This is a genomic window from Streptomyces sp. NPDC017448, from assembly GCF_044330565.1.
Taxonomy (GTDB): domain Bacteria; phylum Actinomycetota; class Actinomycetes; order Streptomycetales; family Streptomycetaceae; genus Streptomyces.
In genome coordinates this window covers 161,213-180,465 of sequence record NZ_JBIRLM010000013.1, presented here as the reverse complement: position 1 = coordinate 180,465, position 19,253 = coordinate 161,213, and the positions used below count along the sequence as shown (strand labels likewise).

At 70.2% G+C, this 19,253-nt stretch carries 11 protein-coding genes; 4 read left to right on the top strand and 7 right to left on the bottom strand.

Annotated features, from left to right (window positions below; translation table 11 throughout):
• Nucleotides 1-45: 45 nt before the first annotated feature.
• Genes ACH4K1_RS22060 through ACH4K1_RS22050 form a run of 3 tightly spaced genes read right to left on the bottom strand, consistent with a single transcriptional unit; the run spans nucleotide 46 to nucleotide 6,303 of the window.
• Nucleotides 46-3,492, bottom strand: a complete 3,447-nt coding sequence (locus ACH4K1_RS22060) for a signal recognition particle (RefSeq protein WP_398090972.1) — start codon at nucleotides 3,490-3,492, stop codon at nucleotides 46-48.
• Entirely contained in the window at nucleotides 3,485-4,681 is a 1,197-nt protein-coding gene (locus ACH4K1_RS22055; RefSeq protein ID WP_398090971.1) for a hypothetical protein, read from the bottom strand. The genes ACH4K1_RS22060 and ACH4K1_RS22055 overlap by 8 nt, the downstream gene beginning before the upstream one ends.
• The gene (locus tag ACH4K1_RS22050; protein ID WP_398090970.1) at nucleotides 4,678-6,303 is read right to left on the bottom strand and encodes a PD-(D/E)XK nuclease family protein; all 1,626 of its coding nucleotides are present in this window, start codon (nucleotides 6,301-6,303) and stop codon (nucleotides 4,678-4,680) included. Before ACH4K1_RS22050 ends, ACH4K1_RS22055 begins: the two co-directional genes overlap by 4 nt.
• Nucleotides 6,304-6,442: 139 nt before the next feature.
• Here ACH4K1_RS22050 and ACH4K1_RS22045 point away from each other — a divergent pair, with 139 nt between their 5' ends.
• From ACH4K1_RS22045 to ACH4K1_RS22030, 4 genes are read left to right on the top strand one after another with little or no spacing between them, the layout of a single operon-like run.
• Complete coding sequence (locus tag ACH4K1_RS22045; RefSeq protein ID WP_398090969.1) at nucleotides 6,443-7,342, top strand: hypothetical protein; 900 nt, start codon at nucleotides 6,443-6,445, stop codon at nucleotides 7,340-7,342.
• A gap of 53 nt (nucleotides 7,343-7,395) precedes the next feature.
• A complete protein-coding gene (locus ACH4K1_RS22040) occupies nucleotides 7,396-8,520 on the top strand; it encodes a hypothetical protein (RefSeq protein WP_398090968.1) in 1,125 nt (374 codons plus the stop codon).
• Complete coding sequence (locus tag ACH4K1_RS22035) at nucleotides 8,517-10,028, top strand: hypothetical protein (RefSeq protein ID WP_398090967.1); 1,512 nt, start codon at nucleotides 8,517-8,519, stop codon at nucleotides 10,026-10,028. The genes ACH4K1_RS22040 and ACH4K1_RS22035 overlap by 4 nt, the downstream gene beginning before the upstream one ends.
• Nucleotides 10,025-11,368: an AAA family ATPase gene (locus tag ACH4K1_RS22030; RefSeq protein ID WP_398090966.1), complete on the top strand. Its 1,344-nt coding sequence runs from the start codon at nucleotides 10,025-10,027 to the stop codon at nucleotides 11,366-11,368. Before ACH4K1_RS22035 ends, ACH4K1_RS22030 begins: the two co-directional genes overlap by 4 nt.
• Nucleotides 11,369-11,977: 609 nt before the next feature.
• Here the strand turns inward: ACH4K1_RS22030 and ACH4K1_RS22025 are convergent.
• Genes ACH4K1_RS22025 through ACH4K1_RS22010 form a run of 4 tightly spaced genes read right to left on the bottom strand, consistent with a single transcriptional unit; the run spans nucleotide 11,978 to nucleotide 18,979 of the window.
• Nucleotides 11,978-15,265, bottom strand: coding sequence for an SAV_2336 N-terminal domain-related protein (locus tag ACH4K1_RS22025; RefSeq protein WP_398090965.1), 3,288 nt, complete (start codon nucleotides 15,263-15,265; stop codon nucleotides 11,978-11,980).
• 23 nt (nucleotides 15,266-15,288) lie between these two features.
• The gene (locus ACH4K1_RS22020) at nucleotides 15,289-16,326 is read right to left on the bottom strand and encodes an AAA family ATPase (protein ID WP_398090994.1); all 1,038 of its coding nucleotides are present in this window, start codon (nucleotides 16,324-16,326) and stop codon (nucleotides 15,289-15,291) included.
• Between the two features lie 49 nt (nucleotides 16,327-16,375).
• Nucleotides 16,376-18,571 (bottom strand): hypothetical protein, encoded by a 2,196-nt coding sequence (locus ACH4K1_RS22015; RefSeq protein WP_398090964.1) that lies wholly within the window; start codon nucleotides 18,569-18,571, stop codon nucleotides 16,376-16,378.
• A gap of 3 nt (nucleotides 18,572-18,574) precedes the next feature.
• The gene (locus ACH4K1_RS22010) at nucleotides 18,575-18,979 is read right to left on the bottom strand and encodes a CU044_2847 family protein (RefSeq protein ID WP_367509089.1); all 405 of its coding nucleotides are present in this window, start codon (nucleotides 18,977-18,979) and stop codon (nucleotides 18,575-18,577) included.
• Nucleotides 18,980-19,253: the final 274 nt, after the last annotated feature.

Below are 19,253 nucleotides of genomic sequence, written 5' to 3'. Positions count from 1 at the left end.
GAAGGTGCGTGAACAGGTTCGGGGTGCGGATGGGCAGCCGCGGTCTCAGCCCATGTCGACGAGGGCGCGGTAGAGCGGCTCGTACAGCTCGCGGACGAGCGACTTGTCGATCGGAGAGGGTTCCGGCGGAGCTTCGGCACCTTGTGCGACGATGCCGGGCTCGTCGAAGTAGGGGGCCAGCACGGCGCGCATGCTCGCCAGCAGGCTGGTGTCCGGGGTGTCGACAGCCTCGAATCCCGCCTCGCGGGGTGAGAAGGCGGCGTCCACGAAGGCCACCCTGGCAGGCACACCGCCACGTACGAGGCGGCCGATCACCTGCCACATCACGACCAGCTGGTCCCAGGTGAAGGCGACCTTCTCGTCGTCCCGGAGGCTGGACCAGGCCATTCGGCGGGTGAGGTACCGGTTCCACTGGCGGCGGGCGCGACTACGGAACCCGATGGCGGCCTGGTGCGGCGTGGCAGCCGCGAGCGTCGCCTGTGTGAAGACCCTTCCGGTGTCCCGGAGCTGGCGTACCGCCCAATCATTGATCGACTGGATGGCGAGGGCGATGTCGTCGGGCCGCGGGTGGGGGCGGGCGAGGAAGTAGACGCTGCCGATCGCCGCCTTGCCCGTGCTCAGCACGATGTTGTGCCCTCGTTCCACCGCGAGCAGCGGCGCGACCAGGAGTTCGCCGCCGATCTTCGCGAAGGAGTGCACGTCGCCCCGGGTGAGGGTGTGCACCGCGGGGTCCTCCGGAAGCCGGGCCCAGGCGGTGTCGGCGTCCGCGTCGTCCGAGACGAGCTGGACGACACGGCCGTTCCACTCGGGGATCCCGTTGAGGTACTCGGCCGCTCGCCGCGCCTCGTCGTAGCTGCCGACGAGGAGCAGGATGCGGCGCCGATCCTGGTCAGGGATCTCGTCCAGCTCGGTGTCGAGCATGCTCGATGCGCCGGGCAGGCTGCGGTCGGGGACCGCGAGCTGCCGGAGCATCTCGACGAGCGCCTGGGGCCGCTCCTTCGGGGGGCAGCCCGACAGCCGCAGGGGCCGCGGCCCTTCGCTGCCCGGCCAGTGGAGGAACTCCTTGCGGAACTCGGTGCCGAGGACGGCCTCGACCTCCTCATCCCGCGGGCGAAGCACGGCTCCCACATCGGCGTGCAGGTGGTACCGGCTGGAGGTGCCGGCCCAGCTGGTCGCGGACATGAGCAGAACGTGGGGGGCGGGTCGCCTGTCCACCCGACACAGGTCGCCCATTCGCATGAGGAGTTCGCGCCCCACACCGTTGCAGTGGAAGAAGCGCAGCTCACCGCTGCGGTCACCGTCCCGCTCCGAGTCCGTGAGGCGAAACTGGAAGCCGAGGACGTTGCCCATCGGGGATTCGGGGATGACCGCCTCGTAGTCCTTCGGAGGTCTGCGGGAGAGGACGTTCGACGCATTCTCGAGGTGGAGTGCGGCCTCGACGCGCGGCCACAGGATGGTCATAAAGTCGAGTCGGCTGTGGAGCGCGGCGAGGAGCAGGGTGAACTCGAAGCGTCGGGCCTGTACGTCGATCCGGTCGTGGACTCCGGAGTCGTGGCCCACGACAGCCGTGAGGGTGGAGCGGAGCCGTTCCCGGGTGCGGGCGCCCTGGGGGGCGTGGAGCAGTTCGAGGGCCAGGTGGACGAAGGTGTTGGCCAAGGGGGTCACCTGGTCGCCGTCACCAGTGCTCTCGTGCTCGTGCAGGGGGTCATCCCGGAAACGCAGCAACGCCTCGTCCAGCAGTCGTGCTGCGGGCGGTGGTTGGTCGCCCGCGTCCCGTCCGGGGAACCAGCTGTCGATTAGCAAGTTGTGCAGGGTGAACGCGCTGAAGTAGTCGACGCTGATCCACTGCCGCAGCTCCCCGTCCTTGACCAGGAGCGAATAGAGCCGGTCAGTGGCGGCGCTCACGGTGTTGACGGCGTTCGTCCAGTCGTCGACGTCGCGTTCGGACAGCTGGAGCCGCCCGTCTCGGGCCATCTGCTGGAACTTGTGGACGGCGACCTCGTCGAACCATGAGTTCGGGTAGGTGCCGACGAGGGTGCTGGCCGGGGCGAACACGGTGTCGAGTTGCATCTGCACGCGGTCCGCCTCGTCGACGATGATCAGGTCGCTGAGTCGGCAGGCGAGTTCCAGGTAACGGATCTGCTCGTCGTGCTGGTGCTGGGGCACGGAGCTGTGCACCAGCCCGGCGGGGGTCGCAACCCAGACGCGGGCATCGACGAGGTCCCGGGCGCCGCGATGTCTCGGACAGCGGTTCCACAGCGGGCACAGCTTCCGCTGGGGCTTGGGGCGCGACCTTCGGCCGGCCGGGTTCTCCGCTTCGACCAGTGGATCGTCCGGGGTCTCTTCCTGGTCCACAGCGGGGTACAGCCCGAGGCACGGGGCTTCCCTGATGCCGAGGGGCCTGCGTGCCTCCATGCCGCGCAGCACGTCCACGGGGCAGGCACTGCTCAGGTATGCGAAGCCGGGGTGGTCGTGTCCCAGCATGGTGTCGGCGCCCGCCACCGCGGTGCGGCGGTGCAGACGTCCGATGTTCCGCTCTCGCGTGGAGTGGCCGAGGATGGGTGCCGCCGCTACCCCGAGCCGCTTGAACAGCTCCACGACGGCCAGGGTTTCGGCGACGTCGCCGACGACCAGGGTGACACGGCGCGACGTCCGAGTGACCAGGTGGTAGGTGAGGATGTCGCGGAGGGTCGACTTGCCCGCACCGACCATGCCGACCAGGTGGAGCAGGTGGTCGATCCTGAGGCGCTCGCCCCGCGTGAACCGACCGAGGGCCTCGTCCCGGACGAGTAACCGGACACGGCTCAGTCGACCGCGCCATCCGCTTCGGGAGCCGCCGATGACCCCCTCCTTCGCGTCCATGGCTGCGGCCGCCGACTCGAGTTCTTCCCAGGTCACGTCCACGGGTTCCCCGCGCCCGGCGGGTGCCGCGTCGAGGGCGTGCGACCTGGGGAGGGCGCCGAGCAGCAGGTCGTCGGTGATCTCGACCGAGTGGAGCCGGTCCTGGGCCCGGAAGGTGTGCTCGCCCGACCCAGCGAGCGGAACACGGCGGGTCGCGAACTCGGGTCCTGTGGTGAGCAGCTCTTCGAACACCTCGAAACGACGCGCTGCCCGGGCGGGTACGCGTTGACGCGGGACCGCGTCGACGCTTTCGAGGTCGTATCCGCGCAGCTGCTGCGGCACGCGTAGGTACGACTCCAGCGCTTCAGACCAAGCGTGTCCGCGTCTGAGGACCCACAGGTGGTGGCGGGCGCGCAGGATGCGCAGCCGCTGTTCGTCGGAGCGGACGTCCCCGAGCGCTTCGCTGTGGGGGTATCCGCCGAGGAGGGGCCACACGTCGAGTGCGGCGCGCGTGGGCGCCACGCTCTGCAGCAGATAGAGGCCCAGTTCGACGTCGAGGAGATCGGCGACCCGGAACGCACCGAGGTCATCCGGCCATACATCGGTGAGCTGGCAGGAGCAACGACGGTGCCAGCTGCTGCGATCACGCATGGTGGTCTCCTTGGCGGCGAGGGGATCCGGCGGCTTCCGTCCGGTCGGCGATCTGCTCGGCCACGAGACGCAGGAAGGTCCGGTCGTCGAGCAGGGTGATGTTCCCTGCCAGATCTTCGGGAAGATTTCGGCGGAACTGTCGTCCGTACGCCTCGTTCTCGCGGAATCGATAGCGGGGCACGACCAGGAAGGCTCGGTCGAAGGGCGGGTCGGCCCGGAAGCGGGTGAGTGTGCGTGCGAGCAAAACCGGGTTCACCCGGTCCTTGACGTCCACGGCCCAGTACCGGCCTCCCGGCAGCGGGACGCGCAAGTCGTACGCGTCGAACTGGGGCCACATCTCGGCGTCGATGCCGAAGCGTCTCTTGAGGGTTGACCCGATGTCGTTCTCTGCCAGGCCCGGACTGGTGACGAACATCCGCAGGGGGCGGCTGAGCTGGTGGAGCCCGCTGCGGTCGGGACGTACTGGAACGGGGACAGCCGCGGTGGCGTCACGGCGGCAGCGGTCCAGCTCGCAGCGGTGACCTCCGCCGGGCAGTGGCACCATCAGGCAGCGGCAGCGTCCGCACTGCTGGTACCCGCCGTCGCGTCGATAGGTCGCAGGGACGGGTTCGTAGCACTGTCTGATGACGTGGTGGAGCAGGAGTCCGCACTCCGGGTCCCCACCGAGCAGGGCGAGCTCCGCGCCGGTGAGTACGGGCCGGGTGGTCAGCAGGGACCGGAAGGCGGTGTACGCCGCAGGATCGCCTGCTGCCCGGCATACGGTGAGTGCCTCCAGGATGCGCTGGTTCTCGAAGATCTCCGCGGCGGGGTCCGCCGCATCCACCTCCCACTCGAGGCAGAGCTGGTGCGGCAGTCTCGTCTGGGGATCCACGAGCGTGCCGGCGGCCCCACGGGCTTCGGGAGGCAGGTCCAGCGGCCAGCCCGTCAGCGGTCGTTCGCAGGCCCAGCGCACCATCTCGGGAATGCTGCCCGGCGGTTCGACTCCGTGTCGCAGGCAGTGCAGGACGAGTCGGTTGTAGGCGTTCTGGACCTGGGCCGGATAGATCGGGTGGGGCACGCCGCGCTGCCGGGACAGACGGACCAGCGCACTGGCGATCTCCCGGAGCAGGGGTTCGTCCGAGCCCGCGGACGGTCGGGAGACCAGGCGGGATCGGGCTGCCCCGGAGTTCGGTGGGGTCTGGGTGATCATGCCTTCTCCTCCGCGTCGGCAGGGGCTCGGGCGCTCGGGCACCACCGCGAGACCGGGCACTGGTGGCAGTGCCCGCCCGGCCGTGCCTCCCACGCACGGCCCTCGCGCCAGGGGCCGGCGTACCGTCGGAGCACCGCTCGCGCCTTGGCCAGGCGCTCCGCGTCCATCGGGTCGATGACGTGGGGGTCGGATCCATCGGGACGGAGGACCTCCAGTTCCACCCTCGATCCGGAGGGGTCACCGCCCAGCTCCCCCTGGGCAAGCAGGACGACGGCCAGGGCGAGCTGCGGATACGCGTCCAACGGATCCTTGCCGATGCGGGCAGGAGTGCGGGTGGTCTTGAGCTCCCGCCATACCCAGGAACCGTCCTCCCTGTAGAGCAGGTCGGGTTTGGCCACGACCAGCGCCTGGGCCGCCGTGTCGTGAAACACCCGGGTCGGTTCGCATTCGACCCGCTCGATGGCCTCGGGGAGCTGGAAGGGGCACGAGTCCACATGCTGCAGGAGCATGGCGCGGCCCGTCTCCGCCTCCTCGTCCGGGACCCTCCACCGGCCGGCGGTCCAGTTCTCCCCCGGCGGGGGCATGTCGCCGCGCGTGCAGGGAATGGGGCCGGTGCGGCGGTGGAGCGCCTCGACCCAACCGTGCACGGCCTGGCCGAGCTTGGCCGCGTCGCTGTACTCGCCTGTTTTCGGCAGGTGCAGGGAGCGCAGCAGGGACTGCGCAGGGCAGGCGGCGTGGTACCTGAGGTCGCTGATGGACACCTTCCGCAGCGGTAACCGGCGGGAGGGCAGTGCCAGTACCCCCGGAGACCGGGGCACCGCCTCACACCCGGTGAACTGCTTGCAGTCGAAGCAGGCCGCCCCGGGGCGCTCCGGACCGCCCCTGACCACATTCCTCACGTGGGGGCCGCCGTGCGCCTCGTAGTACGCCTTGGCCTCCTCCGCAGTTCCGTCGAACTGAACGGTCCGCGATCCGTCGCCCAGGCCGATCTCGATGATCCTGACCCTCGCGACGGGCCCGGGAGAGCCGTGGATCACGAACTCCTGGTTCCAGCGGCGCGGCCACGCCGCGTCGGCTCCGAACGCCGCGGTGTACGCGGCGACCGCGATCTCACCCCGGCTCGACGCACGGGCGTCCCCGTGTCTCAGCCGCCGGTACTCGCGCACCGTGCCGTCGGCCGACTGGTAGCGGCGCCACCATGCGTAGAGCTCCCAGCGCCGACCATTGTCCTTGCGCACCGCCCAGTACGGCTGGACGGGCACGAAGGCGTCCGGCCCCTGGCTCGTGTACTGCCGCACCGCGTGCTCCACGTAGGTCCGGTGCCCCTCGTGCAGAGCAGGCCGGTGGCCGGACAGGGCTTCGAGCGCCTCGTCCACCGTGGCGCCGCCGAACTCGATCCGGTCCAGTGCCGCGCACACGGGACCGAGCGTGAAGGTCTCGTGCTCTTCCCGGGGAAGCTGCGACGGCACCCGCGCCCGAAGTCCTGGCCGGGCCTTCGCCGCGTCGCGGGCCGGGCAGACGTGCGGCTCGTCCGCTCCCCCTCCTGTGCCCGGCCCGATCCGGACCGGCCCCTCGTCCCCCGTCATCCACTGCGGCACACGCCACGGCACGTCGCACGTCATGTCGTTCCCCCTCCCGGCCGAAGCACGGAGTTAGGCCGGCCGTCGTGAACCCCGAGGCCGTGCCGCCGAGCGTAGCGCACAACTTTGGAACTCTTTGGAGAACCTTGGAAATCAAAGGGATCGACGATACAGTGCGCCCATGACCGCATCGCTGGAGGAGCTCGAGGAACGCCTGTCGCGCCTGCGCGCCCTCCTGCGAGAGGCTCGACGCGCCCGCGACAACGCGGCCACCGCCCGCATCCGCGCCGAACTGCGCGAGGCGGAGGCCGCGTGGGAGCGAGCCCTCGACGCCGAGGAGGCGGAGGGGGCCGCGCCACCTGCCGCGGCTCCTTCCTCACCCGTCGGGACCCCGGCACCTGCCACCACCGCCGGGACCGCATCCTCGTTCCGGCTCCAGGCCCACGGGAAGCAGTCCACCCACGGCGCCGTGCCGGTCCGCGAGCAGGTGCACCAGGCACTCACCCTGCTCGGCGCTCCCGCGTCGCCCAAGCTGATCTCATCCGTATACCAGGCCTTCTTCACCGAGCCGCTGGTCGCGACGAAACTCGCCTCCCTCCGCCGGGACGAGGAAAGGTCCTTCACCGCACAGGGCTACGCCCGCCCCTACTACATCTGTGCCGCCCTCACCCACGACCGGCTCACGCCCGCCCGCGGTCTCCTCGCCGTATCCGTCTGGCCCCTGGAGCAGCGCATCGTCGGCCCACTGAGCCCGCGTGCCGACTTCCTTGTCCACGCCATCGGCACCGCCGAGCAGATCCTGCGGCTCGACGTCGCCGGACACGCGCCCTCCGGCGCAGCCCGCCAACTGTTGCGCCGTTTCGCGCTCAACATCCCCGGCGCGTACGACGACGAGGAAATCGACCCCGAACGCGTGATCTCCGCAGCACGCACGGAGGCCGCAGTGCACCAGGAGGCGGACTACTCCCTGCGTCGCACGACCGCCGACCGCGCACGCGGCCAACTCGCAGAAGTACAGCAGCTCTTCGGGGCCCCGCCCCTGCACGATGCCCTGCGCGGTTCAGCCGGCTTCACCATCTGACCGACTACCGGATTCCTCCGGTGCCGCCACAGAATTCCGCGTAAGAAGAGAAGATGCCTCCGCAGCGCCCTTCTGCCCCCTCTCCGGGAAGACTCGCCGTCCTGCGCGGACCGCGACCTCCGCAGGAGTACACGGCACGCAAGATCACCGCCCTCACGGCCAACCCGGCCTGCTCCCGCCGCGCCGTACTCGACGCAGCGGGCGTGGACAAGGCGTTGCTCGCCCAACGCCTGGGCCATGAGCCGCGTTTCGGCCAGTCCCCCTTCGCGATCCGGCGCGAGCAGAGCTTCGAGGCCCTGGTCAAATGGGGCGGCTACGCGGAGCTCATTCGCCTGCTCCGGGAGCAACTCGACGTCCCCGTCGAGGAAGCCGCGGTAGCCGATCTGACCGAGGTGGGCGGCGACGCTTCGCTCGCGGTGCGGGCGGGCGAGAGTCGGCGGCTTCTGAACCGCCTGGCGGCCGGCGCCGACGAGCGGCTGATCCTGGACCGCCCCGTCCTGACTCTGGAGGTCGCCGGTCAGACCGCCCACGTGATACCGCAAGCCCTCAGCCACCGCACCGGCGGACGGTTCTACGTGGTGGAGATCCGCTCCTTCCCGGCCATCGACGGCCAGGCGAACCCCTCGGCGGTCGCCCAAACCACGAAACAGGCGGCGGTCAGCGTCCTCGCCCTGCGGCAGACCTTCACCGAACTCGGCCTCGATCCCAAGGCGATCGCCCACAGGTTCCTTCTCATCTGCCCGAAGGACTTCTCCAACCGGCCCTACGGGAAGCTGATCGACCTCCGCCAGGAACTCGACGCCCTGCGGTTCCAGTTATCGCGCCTGCGCCGGGCCGAAGACCTGGCCCAGGCCCTCTCTCCCGACGCGACGCTCGACACCGAACGGCCGAAGGCCGAGATCGACGCCACGATGCGGGAGCTGGACGCCAGCTTCACCCCCGACTGCCTCTCGTTCTGCGAGATGTCCCGCTACTGCCGGGACGAGGCCACTGACTGCGCCTCCCCGGCCCGACTGGGTGGAGTGGTGCGCAACAGTCTTCCCGGCATCGACTCCACCCGGACCGCCCTCCGCCTCCTCGACGGCACCAGCGCCCCGGGCCCCGCCGAGGAGGCGGTCATCATCCGGCTGCGGGCCGCCGAACGACTCCGTCGACTGCGTGGAGGTGCGACCGCGTGAGCGTCATCGCCACGGTGGCCGCCCTGCGGGCATCCACGTCGGAATACGCCGAGCGGCTGACGACCGTGCGCCACGAGCATGTGGACGACACCCCGTTCGTCCTCATCCCGCTCACCCTCGCCGGCGAGGCCTGCGCGCCACTCGCAGCTCTCGCCGGGACGGATCCCGACCACCCGGTGCTTCTGACGGTTCGCCGCCCCCACGACCGAACCGAGCGCTTCGGCTTCGTCGAGAGCCTCGCGGACCTCCTCCTGCCCTACTTCGAGGAATGCCGCGCCGCGCCGAAAGAGCCGTACACGGTCGGGCGCGGCAAGGACAAGGAGGAACGGGAGCGACCCCTGCGCGCACCCCAGCTCCTCGTCCCGAACGCTGGGGGGATCACGTACGTCCGGCTGCTGGGCCGTCTGACCCGGCTGCGCGTGACAGACGGTCCGCATGCCGTCTCCCCATCCGTACCCCTGCTCGGAAAGTGGCTGACCTGGTTCGCCGACCGGGCCGAGTTCCCGGATTCCGCCCTGCTCCAGGCCATGACGCGGTCCCTCTCTGCCCACTGGGCCACCGGGCAGAGCCCCACCGAGAACGCGAACCTGGCGTCCCTGCTCGGCTGGATCGATCCCCCCGCCGGACGCACCGGGGCCGAGACCGCCCGCGAGCGCGAAGACCCCGCGGCGTGGCCGCCCGCCGGGCCGGCGACCGACCCGGTCTTCGACCGCACGCTCGACGAACTGATCACGAAGTACGACGGCGCAACCGGAGAGCGGGGGCGGGACGCCGCCGCTCGCACCATCGACCGCGAGCTGCACGCCCAGATGCTGCCGACCTGGCAGCTGATGTGGCACGGCGTCCGCCTGTTGCGCGAGCTTCCCGCCGGGGGCCACGTCGCCGAACGGCGGGCATACGACCGGCGTCTGTTCGGCGAGTACGCGACCTATCTGGACGACGACGGGCGCCCACAGGCCCGCCGCGACCACGCGGTGGGGGCGGCCCGCCGCCTCGCCCGTATGGAGGAGGCCCAGGAGCGGTACGACGCCGAGCGCGCGTATGACGATCCGCTGGTGATGGCGGAGTACGAACTGACGGGCGAGGCGTTCACGGGCGTGGTCACGGCCCGGGAGGAAGAGCGCACCATCCCCGGGGCGCGGCCCGGATCCCCGCTGTGGCGCCCGACGATCACCGTGCACTGCGAAATTCCCGTGTCCATGGCGGTGGGGACGGCGGTCAAGTCCCCGGCAAGACCGAGGCAGAGGACCGAGATTCTAGACGTCCTTCCCGACGGAGCCGGGTCCGCCGTGCTGATCCAGCTGAACGGCGGCTTCGGCAACAAGCGCAAGCCGCCCGCGCCTGAGGGGACCATGGCCGACCTCGGCGAGACGATCACCTTCACGTCGATCGATCCCAAGAACATGCCGTCCTCGCTCCCGGCTGAGGAGGACACCCCCTGGACCCACGGCGGTCCGCCACAGCCGTACGAACCCACCGACGAGGACGCGGAAGAGGTCTGGGAATGACAGCCACTCCGGAACCCGACAGCGGCACGTCACCCGGCGCCCTCGCCGACCGGGCGGTCGCCGACGTGCTGTCCGGCCTGGACTCGACCACCGGACGCGGCATCGTGGTGGACTCTCCACCAGGCGCGGGAAAGTCCACGCTGGTCAAGCGCGCCACCGGCCACCTGACATCGGCCGGCCATCAGGTGATGATCGTCGCGCAGACCAACGAACAGGTCGACGACCTGGTCGACAACATCGCCCGGGAGTACCCTGCTCTTCCCCTCGGGCGCCTGCACGCGAACGGCTTCCGTCTTCCCGAGCGCGTGAGCCGACACGCGAATGTACGGGGCAGTAATGAGGCAGACGCCCTCCGCGAGCTGGCGGTCGTGGTCTCCACTGCCAAAAAATGGTCGTACGTCAAACCTGAGAAGTGTGCTCCATGGCGCTGGGCCATCGTGGACGAGGCCTACCAGATGCGGTCGGACGCGCTGCTGGCGACGGCACCGCTGTTCTCCGAAAAGGACTCACAAGTCCTCTTCGTCGGCGATCCCGGGCAGCTGGATCCCTTCGCCACAGTGGACACCGACCGCTGGCAGGGACTGACCTGGGACCCGCTGCGCAACGCCGTCGACGTGGCGCTGGCGCACAACTCGGACCTGCTGCGACACAAGCTCCCGGTCTCCTGGCGGCTGCCGGAGATGGCAGCCCCTCTCGTGCAGAAGGCGTTCTATCCCTTCTACTCCTTCATCTCCGGTACCAAGGCGGCTGACCGCGTCCTCACCTACGGCACCGCACCTCACCGTGCAACACCGTCGGACGCCGTCCTCGCCTGCGCGGCCGGGTCGGGCTGGGGTCTGCTGGAGCTTCCCGCCCGGCACACTCTCGACGATGACCCCGAGGTGGCCGAAGCACTGGCAGAAACGGCGGCCCGGTTGCTGGAGCGAGGGGCGCTGGTGAACGGAGAGCCGCTCATCGAGTCCCGCATCGCGATCGGAGCCGCCCGTACGATCCAGGCGGACTCGGTACGGTCGCGACTGGAGAAGCGGGGTCTCACGGACATCACCGTGGACACCGCCAACCGTCTCCAGGGCCGCGAGTTCGACGTCACACTGGTCTGGCACCCGCTCTCCGGCCGTCAGGATGCCTCCGCCTTCCATCTGGAGACGGGTCGCCTGTGCGTCCTGCTCTCCCGCCACCGCTTCGCCTGCATCGTCGTGGCCCGCGCCGGCATCACCGACCTCCTGGACCGGCATCCCCGCAGCAGCCCGGTCTACCTCGACGTACCACCGAAGTTCCCGGACGGGTGGCGGGCGCACCAAGTGGTCATGAACTACCTGGAGAAACAAGCTCGTCCATAGCTGTGGGCCGCCCTTCAGCTCACCCTGTGCGTAGGCGCAGCGCGCATCACGCACGCCAGTGGACAGGACGAGATGTCTACGCTGCCAACACCAGCTAAACGTCCACGTGGCACCAAGCTGCCAGCACTACCGAACGCGTCCGAGTGCAAGGGCGTCGAGTAGCGGAACTGCCCGAACCGCCGGGCTGGTGAACAGGGTCGCCGAGCGCGCCCTGTTTCCGGCCCTCAGTGAAGGCTCCTCTAACGGCGGGCGGGTGCATGCCCGAAACCGGCATACCCGAAGTTGTCTAAGTTGGTGACCCTCGACTCCACCAAACTCCGTTAAGACAACCCCAAGCTATCCTGCCCTGCCACGTCGAACGCCTGTCGACATCGTTCTCGCCGACGGTGTCAACACGAACGGTCAGGCATCTGTGCCCGGCGACGATGACAGCGGTGGCGACCTCTTCGGCGGCCGCCTCATGCGAGCGAAATCCCGTGCCGATGTCACGGCCGTCGACCGCGAGACGCGCGCGGACCGCGGCACCGATGCCCCTGCTACGGCTCGGAACGATGGTGACTGGAAGCCGCATGTGGAACTGCGGAGTGTCGCATTGATCGATTGTCTTCGTCAGGTCCTTGGCAGGGGCAGGTCGGTGTCCTCCACTCCTGCGCGGAAAAACACCGACCCGCCCGCAGACGGAAGCTCCAGGGCTACCTCCGCCGTCGGGGGTGTCGCCAGTTGCTTGCCTTGCCACCGCTGGTCCCGCAAATCGATGCGTGCGAGCTTCCCCTTTTCGAATACCCGCGCAATCATGCCTACGTCCGTGTCGTCGGTGCTGACGATGAGATGCATGCCGAGCCGTGGCCCTTCCACTGCAACCTGTCTCAGCACCGTGAACACTTCTGGCGCCAGCAGCAGCACCTTCTGGAAGTCCTCCACAACGACGATGAGGCGCCGCAGAACGTGTGGGATGCCATACTCTTCCGCGTCATTTGCGAGAGCCCCGAAGTCCAAACCGTCGTTGTTCCTCCCTAGCATGTTCCAGCGCTTCGTGACTTCCTGTCGGAGCTTCTTGCAGAACGAGAGGGCGTGTGCCGGGTGGTCGTGCAGGCGGAGGAACGAAGCACCCGGCACAACGTCCTCGAAGCGGTTGAGCCCGCTGCGTCCGTCGTAGTCAGCGCGGACTAGCCCGAGACCCGTCGGGTTCTGCCGCGTCAGCTGGTCCAGCACGCGGCGTAGAATGCTCCTGCGGATTGTGGCCGGAAGTCCACAGAGCAGGAGGTGGGGGCCCTGGCCACCGCGGTGTTCGCTCTCCAGGTCCAGCCCCACCGGCTCCAGGCCGGGGTCAAGTCCGAGGGAGACCCGCATGGGCTGGCTGCCCCCGGGCCTCTGAAGCGCGAGGGAGTCGAGGGCACGATGCAGCCTGGCCGCAGACGGCCGCTGCGCGGGATCTCTCCGCGTGCATGCCTCCAGGATCGCCGTCCAGTCGGCAGAGACCAGGCCGGCGGGCAGCACCAACGTGGCTTCGGGGAGACGCTCCTCCCGTCCCTCGCCCGTCGCTGCGTCCAGGAGGATGACACCGAGCGCATACACGTCGGACTCGCGGGTCGGTTCACTGCCGGGCAAATCCAGCTCCGGGGCACGGTCCTGGGGGCGTGGCGCGTACGCGTCCCAGTGCGGACTGGACATGCCATCCACGGAAGCGGTCATCCACCCGGTGATCCGCATCTTCCGCCCCGCCACCAGCACGCGGCGGCGGGTGAGCGAGCCATGGACGAGGCCGTTCTCGTGGGCGTTGGCGAGGCTCGCCGCGAGCTGGCGAGCGACCTCCAGCAGACCCGCCCGGTGCAGGGTGCCCTCCTGCCCTACGAAATCATGCAGGTTCGGTGCCAGCGAGGCTCCGTCCAGCGCGCATTCGACCGCGAGCCAGGGCCGGAGGCGGTGGGCGTCCCAGGCCAGGAGTCGCGGCGCGAAGAAGCCGTCGAGCCGCTGCAGCGCCGTCACCTCGGTCCTCACGAGGTCGACAGCGTGCCGGTGGTTGTGCACCTCGGGTGTGCGGATGACGAGCACCCGGCCCTCGCCGTCGTGGGCCAGGAGCAGCCCGATGTCCGACCAGCCCCCTTGGTGCTCGGCGAACACCTCGTACGGTAGGCCGTCCGGGCCTTCGAAGCGACGGTCGGCGACGGCCAGCCGGCGCCATCCTGTCAGCTCCTCGTCGAAGACGAAGCCGTCCGGGAGCTCCCGGAGCTCGACGTGCGGGCTGAGCGGTTCGGGTGCGGATTCCGTTTCCGGTGGGGAGAGTGGGGCGATACCGAGCCTGCGCCGGAGGGTCTCGTCGACCCAGCCGAAGGGCCTGCGGCTACCGGATCTGACCCTCTCCGGGCCCTCGGAGTGGGGAAGCCAGGCCGGGAATCCCGTCGACGCGTTCGGGAGTCCGCTGAGATGGGCCGTGACCTCCTGTGCCGTCCTGACCAGTTCGGAGGGCGGCACCGTGCCCAGCAGAACCGCGCGGATGTCCTCGGTGAAGTCGAAGGTCTTCTGGTGGGGGAGGTCGGCGGAGCCGTCGACGCCGTGCATGAGGCCGCCGAGGAAGACCTCCGCCAGGTGGACTGTGTCAACGGACGGCTGCACGGCATGCTGGACGAGCCGCATCGCCGGGACGGGAAGCGGTGCCACGGCCGCCAGGTGCGCCGCGAGGCGGTACGCCTCCGAGGATGCCGAGGCCTTGAACCGCAGCACGGCCTCCTCCGCCGCGACGAACCCGGCGGGCCGGGTGAACGCCCGTGGGCCGACGGCGGGGGCAAGCGTGTCCGGACCGGTCAGGAGCGGGAGCACCACGGTCTCTCCGGGGGAGCCGATGAGCTGGGCCCAGGTACCGATGTCACTTCCCTCCGCGGAGAGCACCGGGACCGGGACGCCGTCGTAGGGAGCCAGTTCCGGCGGCAGGACGGGGTCCTCGACGTGCCAGGACCGGTTGGCCGCTCCCCTGCGGCGGGTCGTCACGCGCCAGGGCCGCGCGTCGATGCCCGAGCCCGCCCAGAGCCGCGGCGGGAGCGCGTGGAGGACAGCCACGGGTCCCGTCGACCCGGCGCGGTCGAGTTCTCGGTGCATCGTCCCGTCCCGCCAGGCCCGTCCGACGCCGTCGCTCACGACGAAAAGCAGGGTGTTGCCGGAGGGGTCGAGGATCGTGGACATCGGACGCGCCCGGTCGCGCCCGCCGTACGGGCGGCCGGTCAGCCGGGGACCGCCGGGCGTGCGGCTGTCGAGGCCGTGGAGGCGTACGTCCCGGAAGGCACCGCACCGCTCCATCAGGGCACGGACCTCGCCCGCGAGCCGCTGCCACAGGAGCATCGAGACGCCGTCGTCGACGAGGACCGCCAGGTCGAGCCAGCGGGTCCGTGCGGGGCGGAGCACGGCGTCGGGGAGGCCGGTCTCGGCCATGGCGGAGACCGTCGCGTCGATGTCGAGTTCAGTGCGCAGCGCGTCGGGACGAGGCTGTCGCAGGGGGCGCAGGGCTCGACCGATCCGGAGCTCCGTACCGTCAAGGGCCTTCATTCCCGGCGCGCGTACGGCCACTGCGGATCGGTCGGAGGCAACGACCTGACTCGGCGGCACGGGAGCTGCGTGCAGCCCGTCCTGCAAGGTACGCGCTGCGCCGCCGAGGGCCGTGGCGCCGGGGGTTGTCTCGTTCCGGTGGTCGTTCGGGGGCGGGTCCCGATGCTCGTCCCAGCCCTCGAACGACGGCGCGGCAGCGGACTCGACCGGGGTCGTTGCCTCGGCGGCGGGCTCAGCGGCCTGGGTCAGCCGTGCCATCGCCGTGGCCGCCGCCGGGGGCAACCGGGCCGCAAGCCACAGCGCGTCGCGGAGCTCCTCGGCATCGAGGAGCTCGCCATCGCCGGACAGGATGTCGCGCACCCGGTGCAGCATGAGCCGCCCGGTCACAGGGTGCGCGCGAGCCGGTGCAGAACGGCGTCCAGCAGTCCGTCCGCGTCGAGTTCGACGCCTCCGCGCCGGAGGAACGCGGCGTTGAGGAGCTGGTCCGTCGCGAGCTCACCGCGCGCCCTGCGGGCGAGGAAGGCACGCATCAGGTCGTCGATCTTGGGCGTGCCGTGGACTTCGGAGCCGCCCTGCGGGTCGAGGTGGGCGGAGATGATGGCGCGCAGTCGGTTTTCGTCCGGTTCTGGGAGGTCGAGGCGGACGCAGCGGCGCAGGAAGGCGGGCGGGAAGTCCCGTTCGCCGTTGCTGGTGATGATGACAACGGGGAACTCGGAGCAGCGGACGCGGCCACGGACAACCTCGGTCCACTGGCCGGAGTCGGCGGTCATCACGCGTACCGAGGACTGTTCCTCACGGAGCCGGGCGAGCTCGGGGATCTCGAACTCACCTTCCTCGAAGACATTCAGGAGGTCGTTCGGCAGGTCGATGTCGCCCTTGTCGAGTTCGTCGACGAGGAGCACGCGCGGCAACTCCGATGCCACCAGGGCGGTGCCGAGCGGGCCGAGCCGCAAGTACGAGCCGATGCCCGGGTCCAGCGGCGTGGACCTGTCACCACCGTGGGGTTCGCGGCTCATGTTGGTCTCGCGGAGCCTGCCGATGGCGTCGTAGCGGTACAGCGCTTCCTGGAGTGTGGTGCGGCTGTTGACCGGCCAGTGGAGGACGGAACCGAGGGATAGCTCGTGGGCCACGGCGTACGCCAGGGACGACTTGCCTGTCCCGGGGTGTCCGGTGACAAGGAGCGGTCGGCGGAGCAGCAGTGCGGCGTTGACGACGTCCGCTTCCTGGGCACCGATCAGATAAGGCCGGTTGCGGTGGGAGGTGTCGGTCTCCCTGTCCGCGTCGCCGCCGAACCGCCGCCAGGGCGGGGCCTCGGGGAAGGTGATGGTCTTCGCGCGGCCGTCGCCCTTGAACAGCCGCCAGTCGGCGTCCTGCCCGTCCTCGGCCGTGTCCTGCTGCCCGTGGGGTTCGTGGGCCGTCATCAGGTGTCCGTCCTTCTTCATGGTGCGGGAGTTCGGTGGGTGTGGTGCGTCATGACGGGTCGGCCAGCTTCAGCGGTCCTGGCAGCGCTAGTTCGCCTTCCTCCCAGATGAGGGCCGGTCGCGCAGCCTCGTCCGAGGTCGAGGCGGCGTACTGCGACATTCGGAATTCCTGAAGTCGTAGCGGGAGCTTGTCAAGGGGGCCGGTGGGGTCGAGGATGTCCATCCGGGGCGCGTCCTCGTGCGACCCGGCATTTCGGTCCCACAGCACGACAGGCACTCCCATGGCCAGACACACGTGGAGGAGTTGCTGCCGTCGCTCCGGCGGCCCGTGGAGGACGACCCGCGCCGTGTCGCGGTGGGGTTTGTCCAAGAGTTTGTGCAGGCTCATGATGTCGTGGGACGACTCGTCGACGACGAGTGTCCCGTCGCCCCCGACGGCCCAACGCCTGCGCATCTCGCTCGCCGCCGTGGGGACACTGCCGGTCAAGGCTGGGCAGCGCAGCGTGACCTGGTAGCGGCCGCCCAGCGGCGTGCTCGGTTCGGCGAGGTCGGGGAAGAGATCCCCCAGTATGCTGCCCGCATCCCACTCGTCGACGGGGATGTTCAGTCCGTCGGCCTTCACCACCACGTCGATGCGCGTCGGAGCGTGGCCGTTCGCCGTCTCGCTGCCGTCCGCCGTCTGACGTATCAGCCGCCCGATCTCCCCCGGCTCCATCGGGTCTTCCGGGGTGGCCACCGCCGTGCGCCCGCCGTCCTTATGGCCGAGCCAGATCTCGCACAGGAAGCGGTCCGGTTCGGCGGTTCCCGCCCGGTGCAGCCGCACGATGACCTGCGTAACGGGCGCGGGGGTGCGGGCGGCCCAGGCCTCGGCATCCGCGCGGCGTTCCGCGAGCGCGGCAACGCTGATGCCCAGGCGTCCGGCGACACGTTCGCACCAGGCTCGCAGCCGCCACCGTCGATCCGGGTCGGTGGCGGCGGAAGCCACGAACTCAGCGAGGCGGAGCAGCGCGGGGACAGGCAGGGAGCCGGTCGTGGTGCCGCGCCCGTCCGGGTACTCCTCCAGCGCCTGTACGACGGCGTCGACGTCCTTCACCGCCAGGCGAGGAGAGCGCGTCAGCGCTTCCGGGAGCTCCAGGAGCCGCAGGGCCTCCTGCGCCGCGCGCGGGATCAGCTCCGGCTCGTCCCGGGCGACCCTGAGCAGGGCGGTGTGCAGCTGCTCGTGTTCGGTGACGGAGAGCAGCCGGACGGCAGGTTCGACGCGGCCGAGTGCCAGCAGGCCGTTCAGCGTTGTGCGGTCGCCGCCGACCACGGGAGTCAGCGACTCCGTAAGGGTGGCCAGTGCACGTTCCTCGGTGAGCAGCAGCCTGGCCAGCTCGTCCAGGGTGGGCGCCGGCTGCTCGCCGCCGAAGGGCGTCTCCAGGCCGAGGCCAGCGGCGAGGTGCCTGCAGTGGTCGGCGCGGCGCGCCGTGTCGTCCAGGAGGGCCCGCAGCAGCGGGACTATCTGGTGTACGGAGTCCTCGGTCGGTCCCGTACGAGCGATGCGATCCGGTGCGACGACCTCGCATCCGGCGAGGATGTCGTGTGCGCCCGCGCGGGCTAGGCGCTCCCGTACCGTCTGCCAGGGCACGGCCCAGCTGCGCCGGACGGTCTCCTGCGCCCGCAACGGGTCCTGGCCTGGCATCACCTGGGCGATGACGAGCCCGGCAACGGTTCGGTCGGACTTCACCCGCAGTGGGCCTCCGCTGTAGCCGGGACCGATGGCGGCGCCGGTCAGGGAGCCGTCGAGATAGCAGCCGGGGCCGTCCCGGAAGCCAACCACGGTGTCGGCGTAGGTGATGCCGACACCGCCGCCGTGCCAGGCGCGGAGTTCCAGCCCCTCGGTCATGTCCCGCCAGACCACGGGGGTGGCCCACTCGGGGGCCGTCTCCTTCAGCTCGAGCACTGCCAGATCGCCGTCCCACACGACGTCGCCCGACCGTGGCTCGGGCCCCACCCAGACCGACAGCCGGGCCCAGCCGTACTGAGAGGTCCCGCCAGAGCCGTGGAAGGCGATTCTCAGGAATTCCTCGCCGGTGGGGCGTTCGGCGCAGAGCAGGTCCCGCCCCACCGCGTCATTGACAACGTGTGCGCAGGTCAGCAGGTAGTTCGGCGAGAGGAGCGCGGCAGCTCCGGCCGCCTTTCTGTCGCCCTCGCGAAGCAGCGCGGCGTAGGAGCTCGGCGCTGCCGGACGGCTGAACCAACCCATCGGCTACGCCGGGGAGGCGTCGCCGGTGCCCTGGTTCTGCCAGGTGGCGCTGACGGTCATGGTCGCCTGGCCGTTGGCGCCGACGATCCCGAGCTTGAGGTCCTGGCCGATCTGGATACCGAACTCGACCGTCAGCTCCTGGGGCGGGTGCGCGGTAGCGGTGACCGCGGTGTGGACCTCTTCGAGCAACGGGCCGAGCGGCCGCAAGGCGGACTGGAGCACGTCCTGGGCGAGCACGGCGGCCCGTCGGCCGCGGGCCACGGGGATGACAGCGCCGAAGCCTTCCGGCAGGTCTGCGGCGCCTTCGGAGGAGGCGGCTGGCGCGAGTGCGGGGGCCGGTTCTCCGACGCCAGCGAGTTCCACGCGGACCGCGGCACCGGCGAGTTCGAGTTCGAGGTGGTCGGGCATGTGCCACATTCTGCACGAGCGGCGCGGCCGTGCCGACCTTCCCCCCGGAATCCGTCCGCAGCCCGTCAGAACGATGCCACACGGACGTACATGACGATCTCCGTCAGAACGCCGGACCCGGCTGTTCCTCATTTCTGTACGTACCGATTCAGCAGCGGTTTCACCGCATGATCGCCCCCGAGGGGGTGCTGTCGGCCGGCAGCCCGCATGTGCTCCAGGGTGGCCGATAAAAGGCAGGATCCCGCTCCGCCAGTTCGGACACGACGTGCAGGTC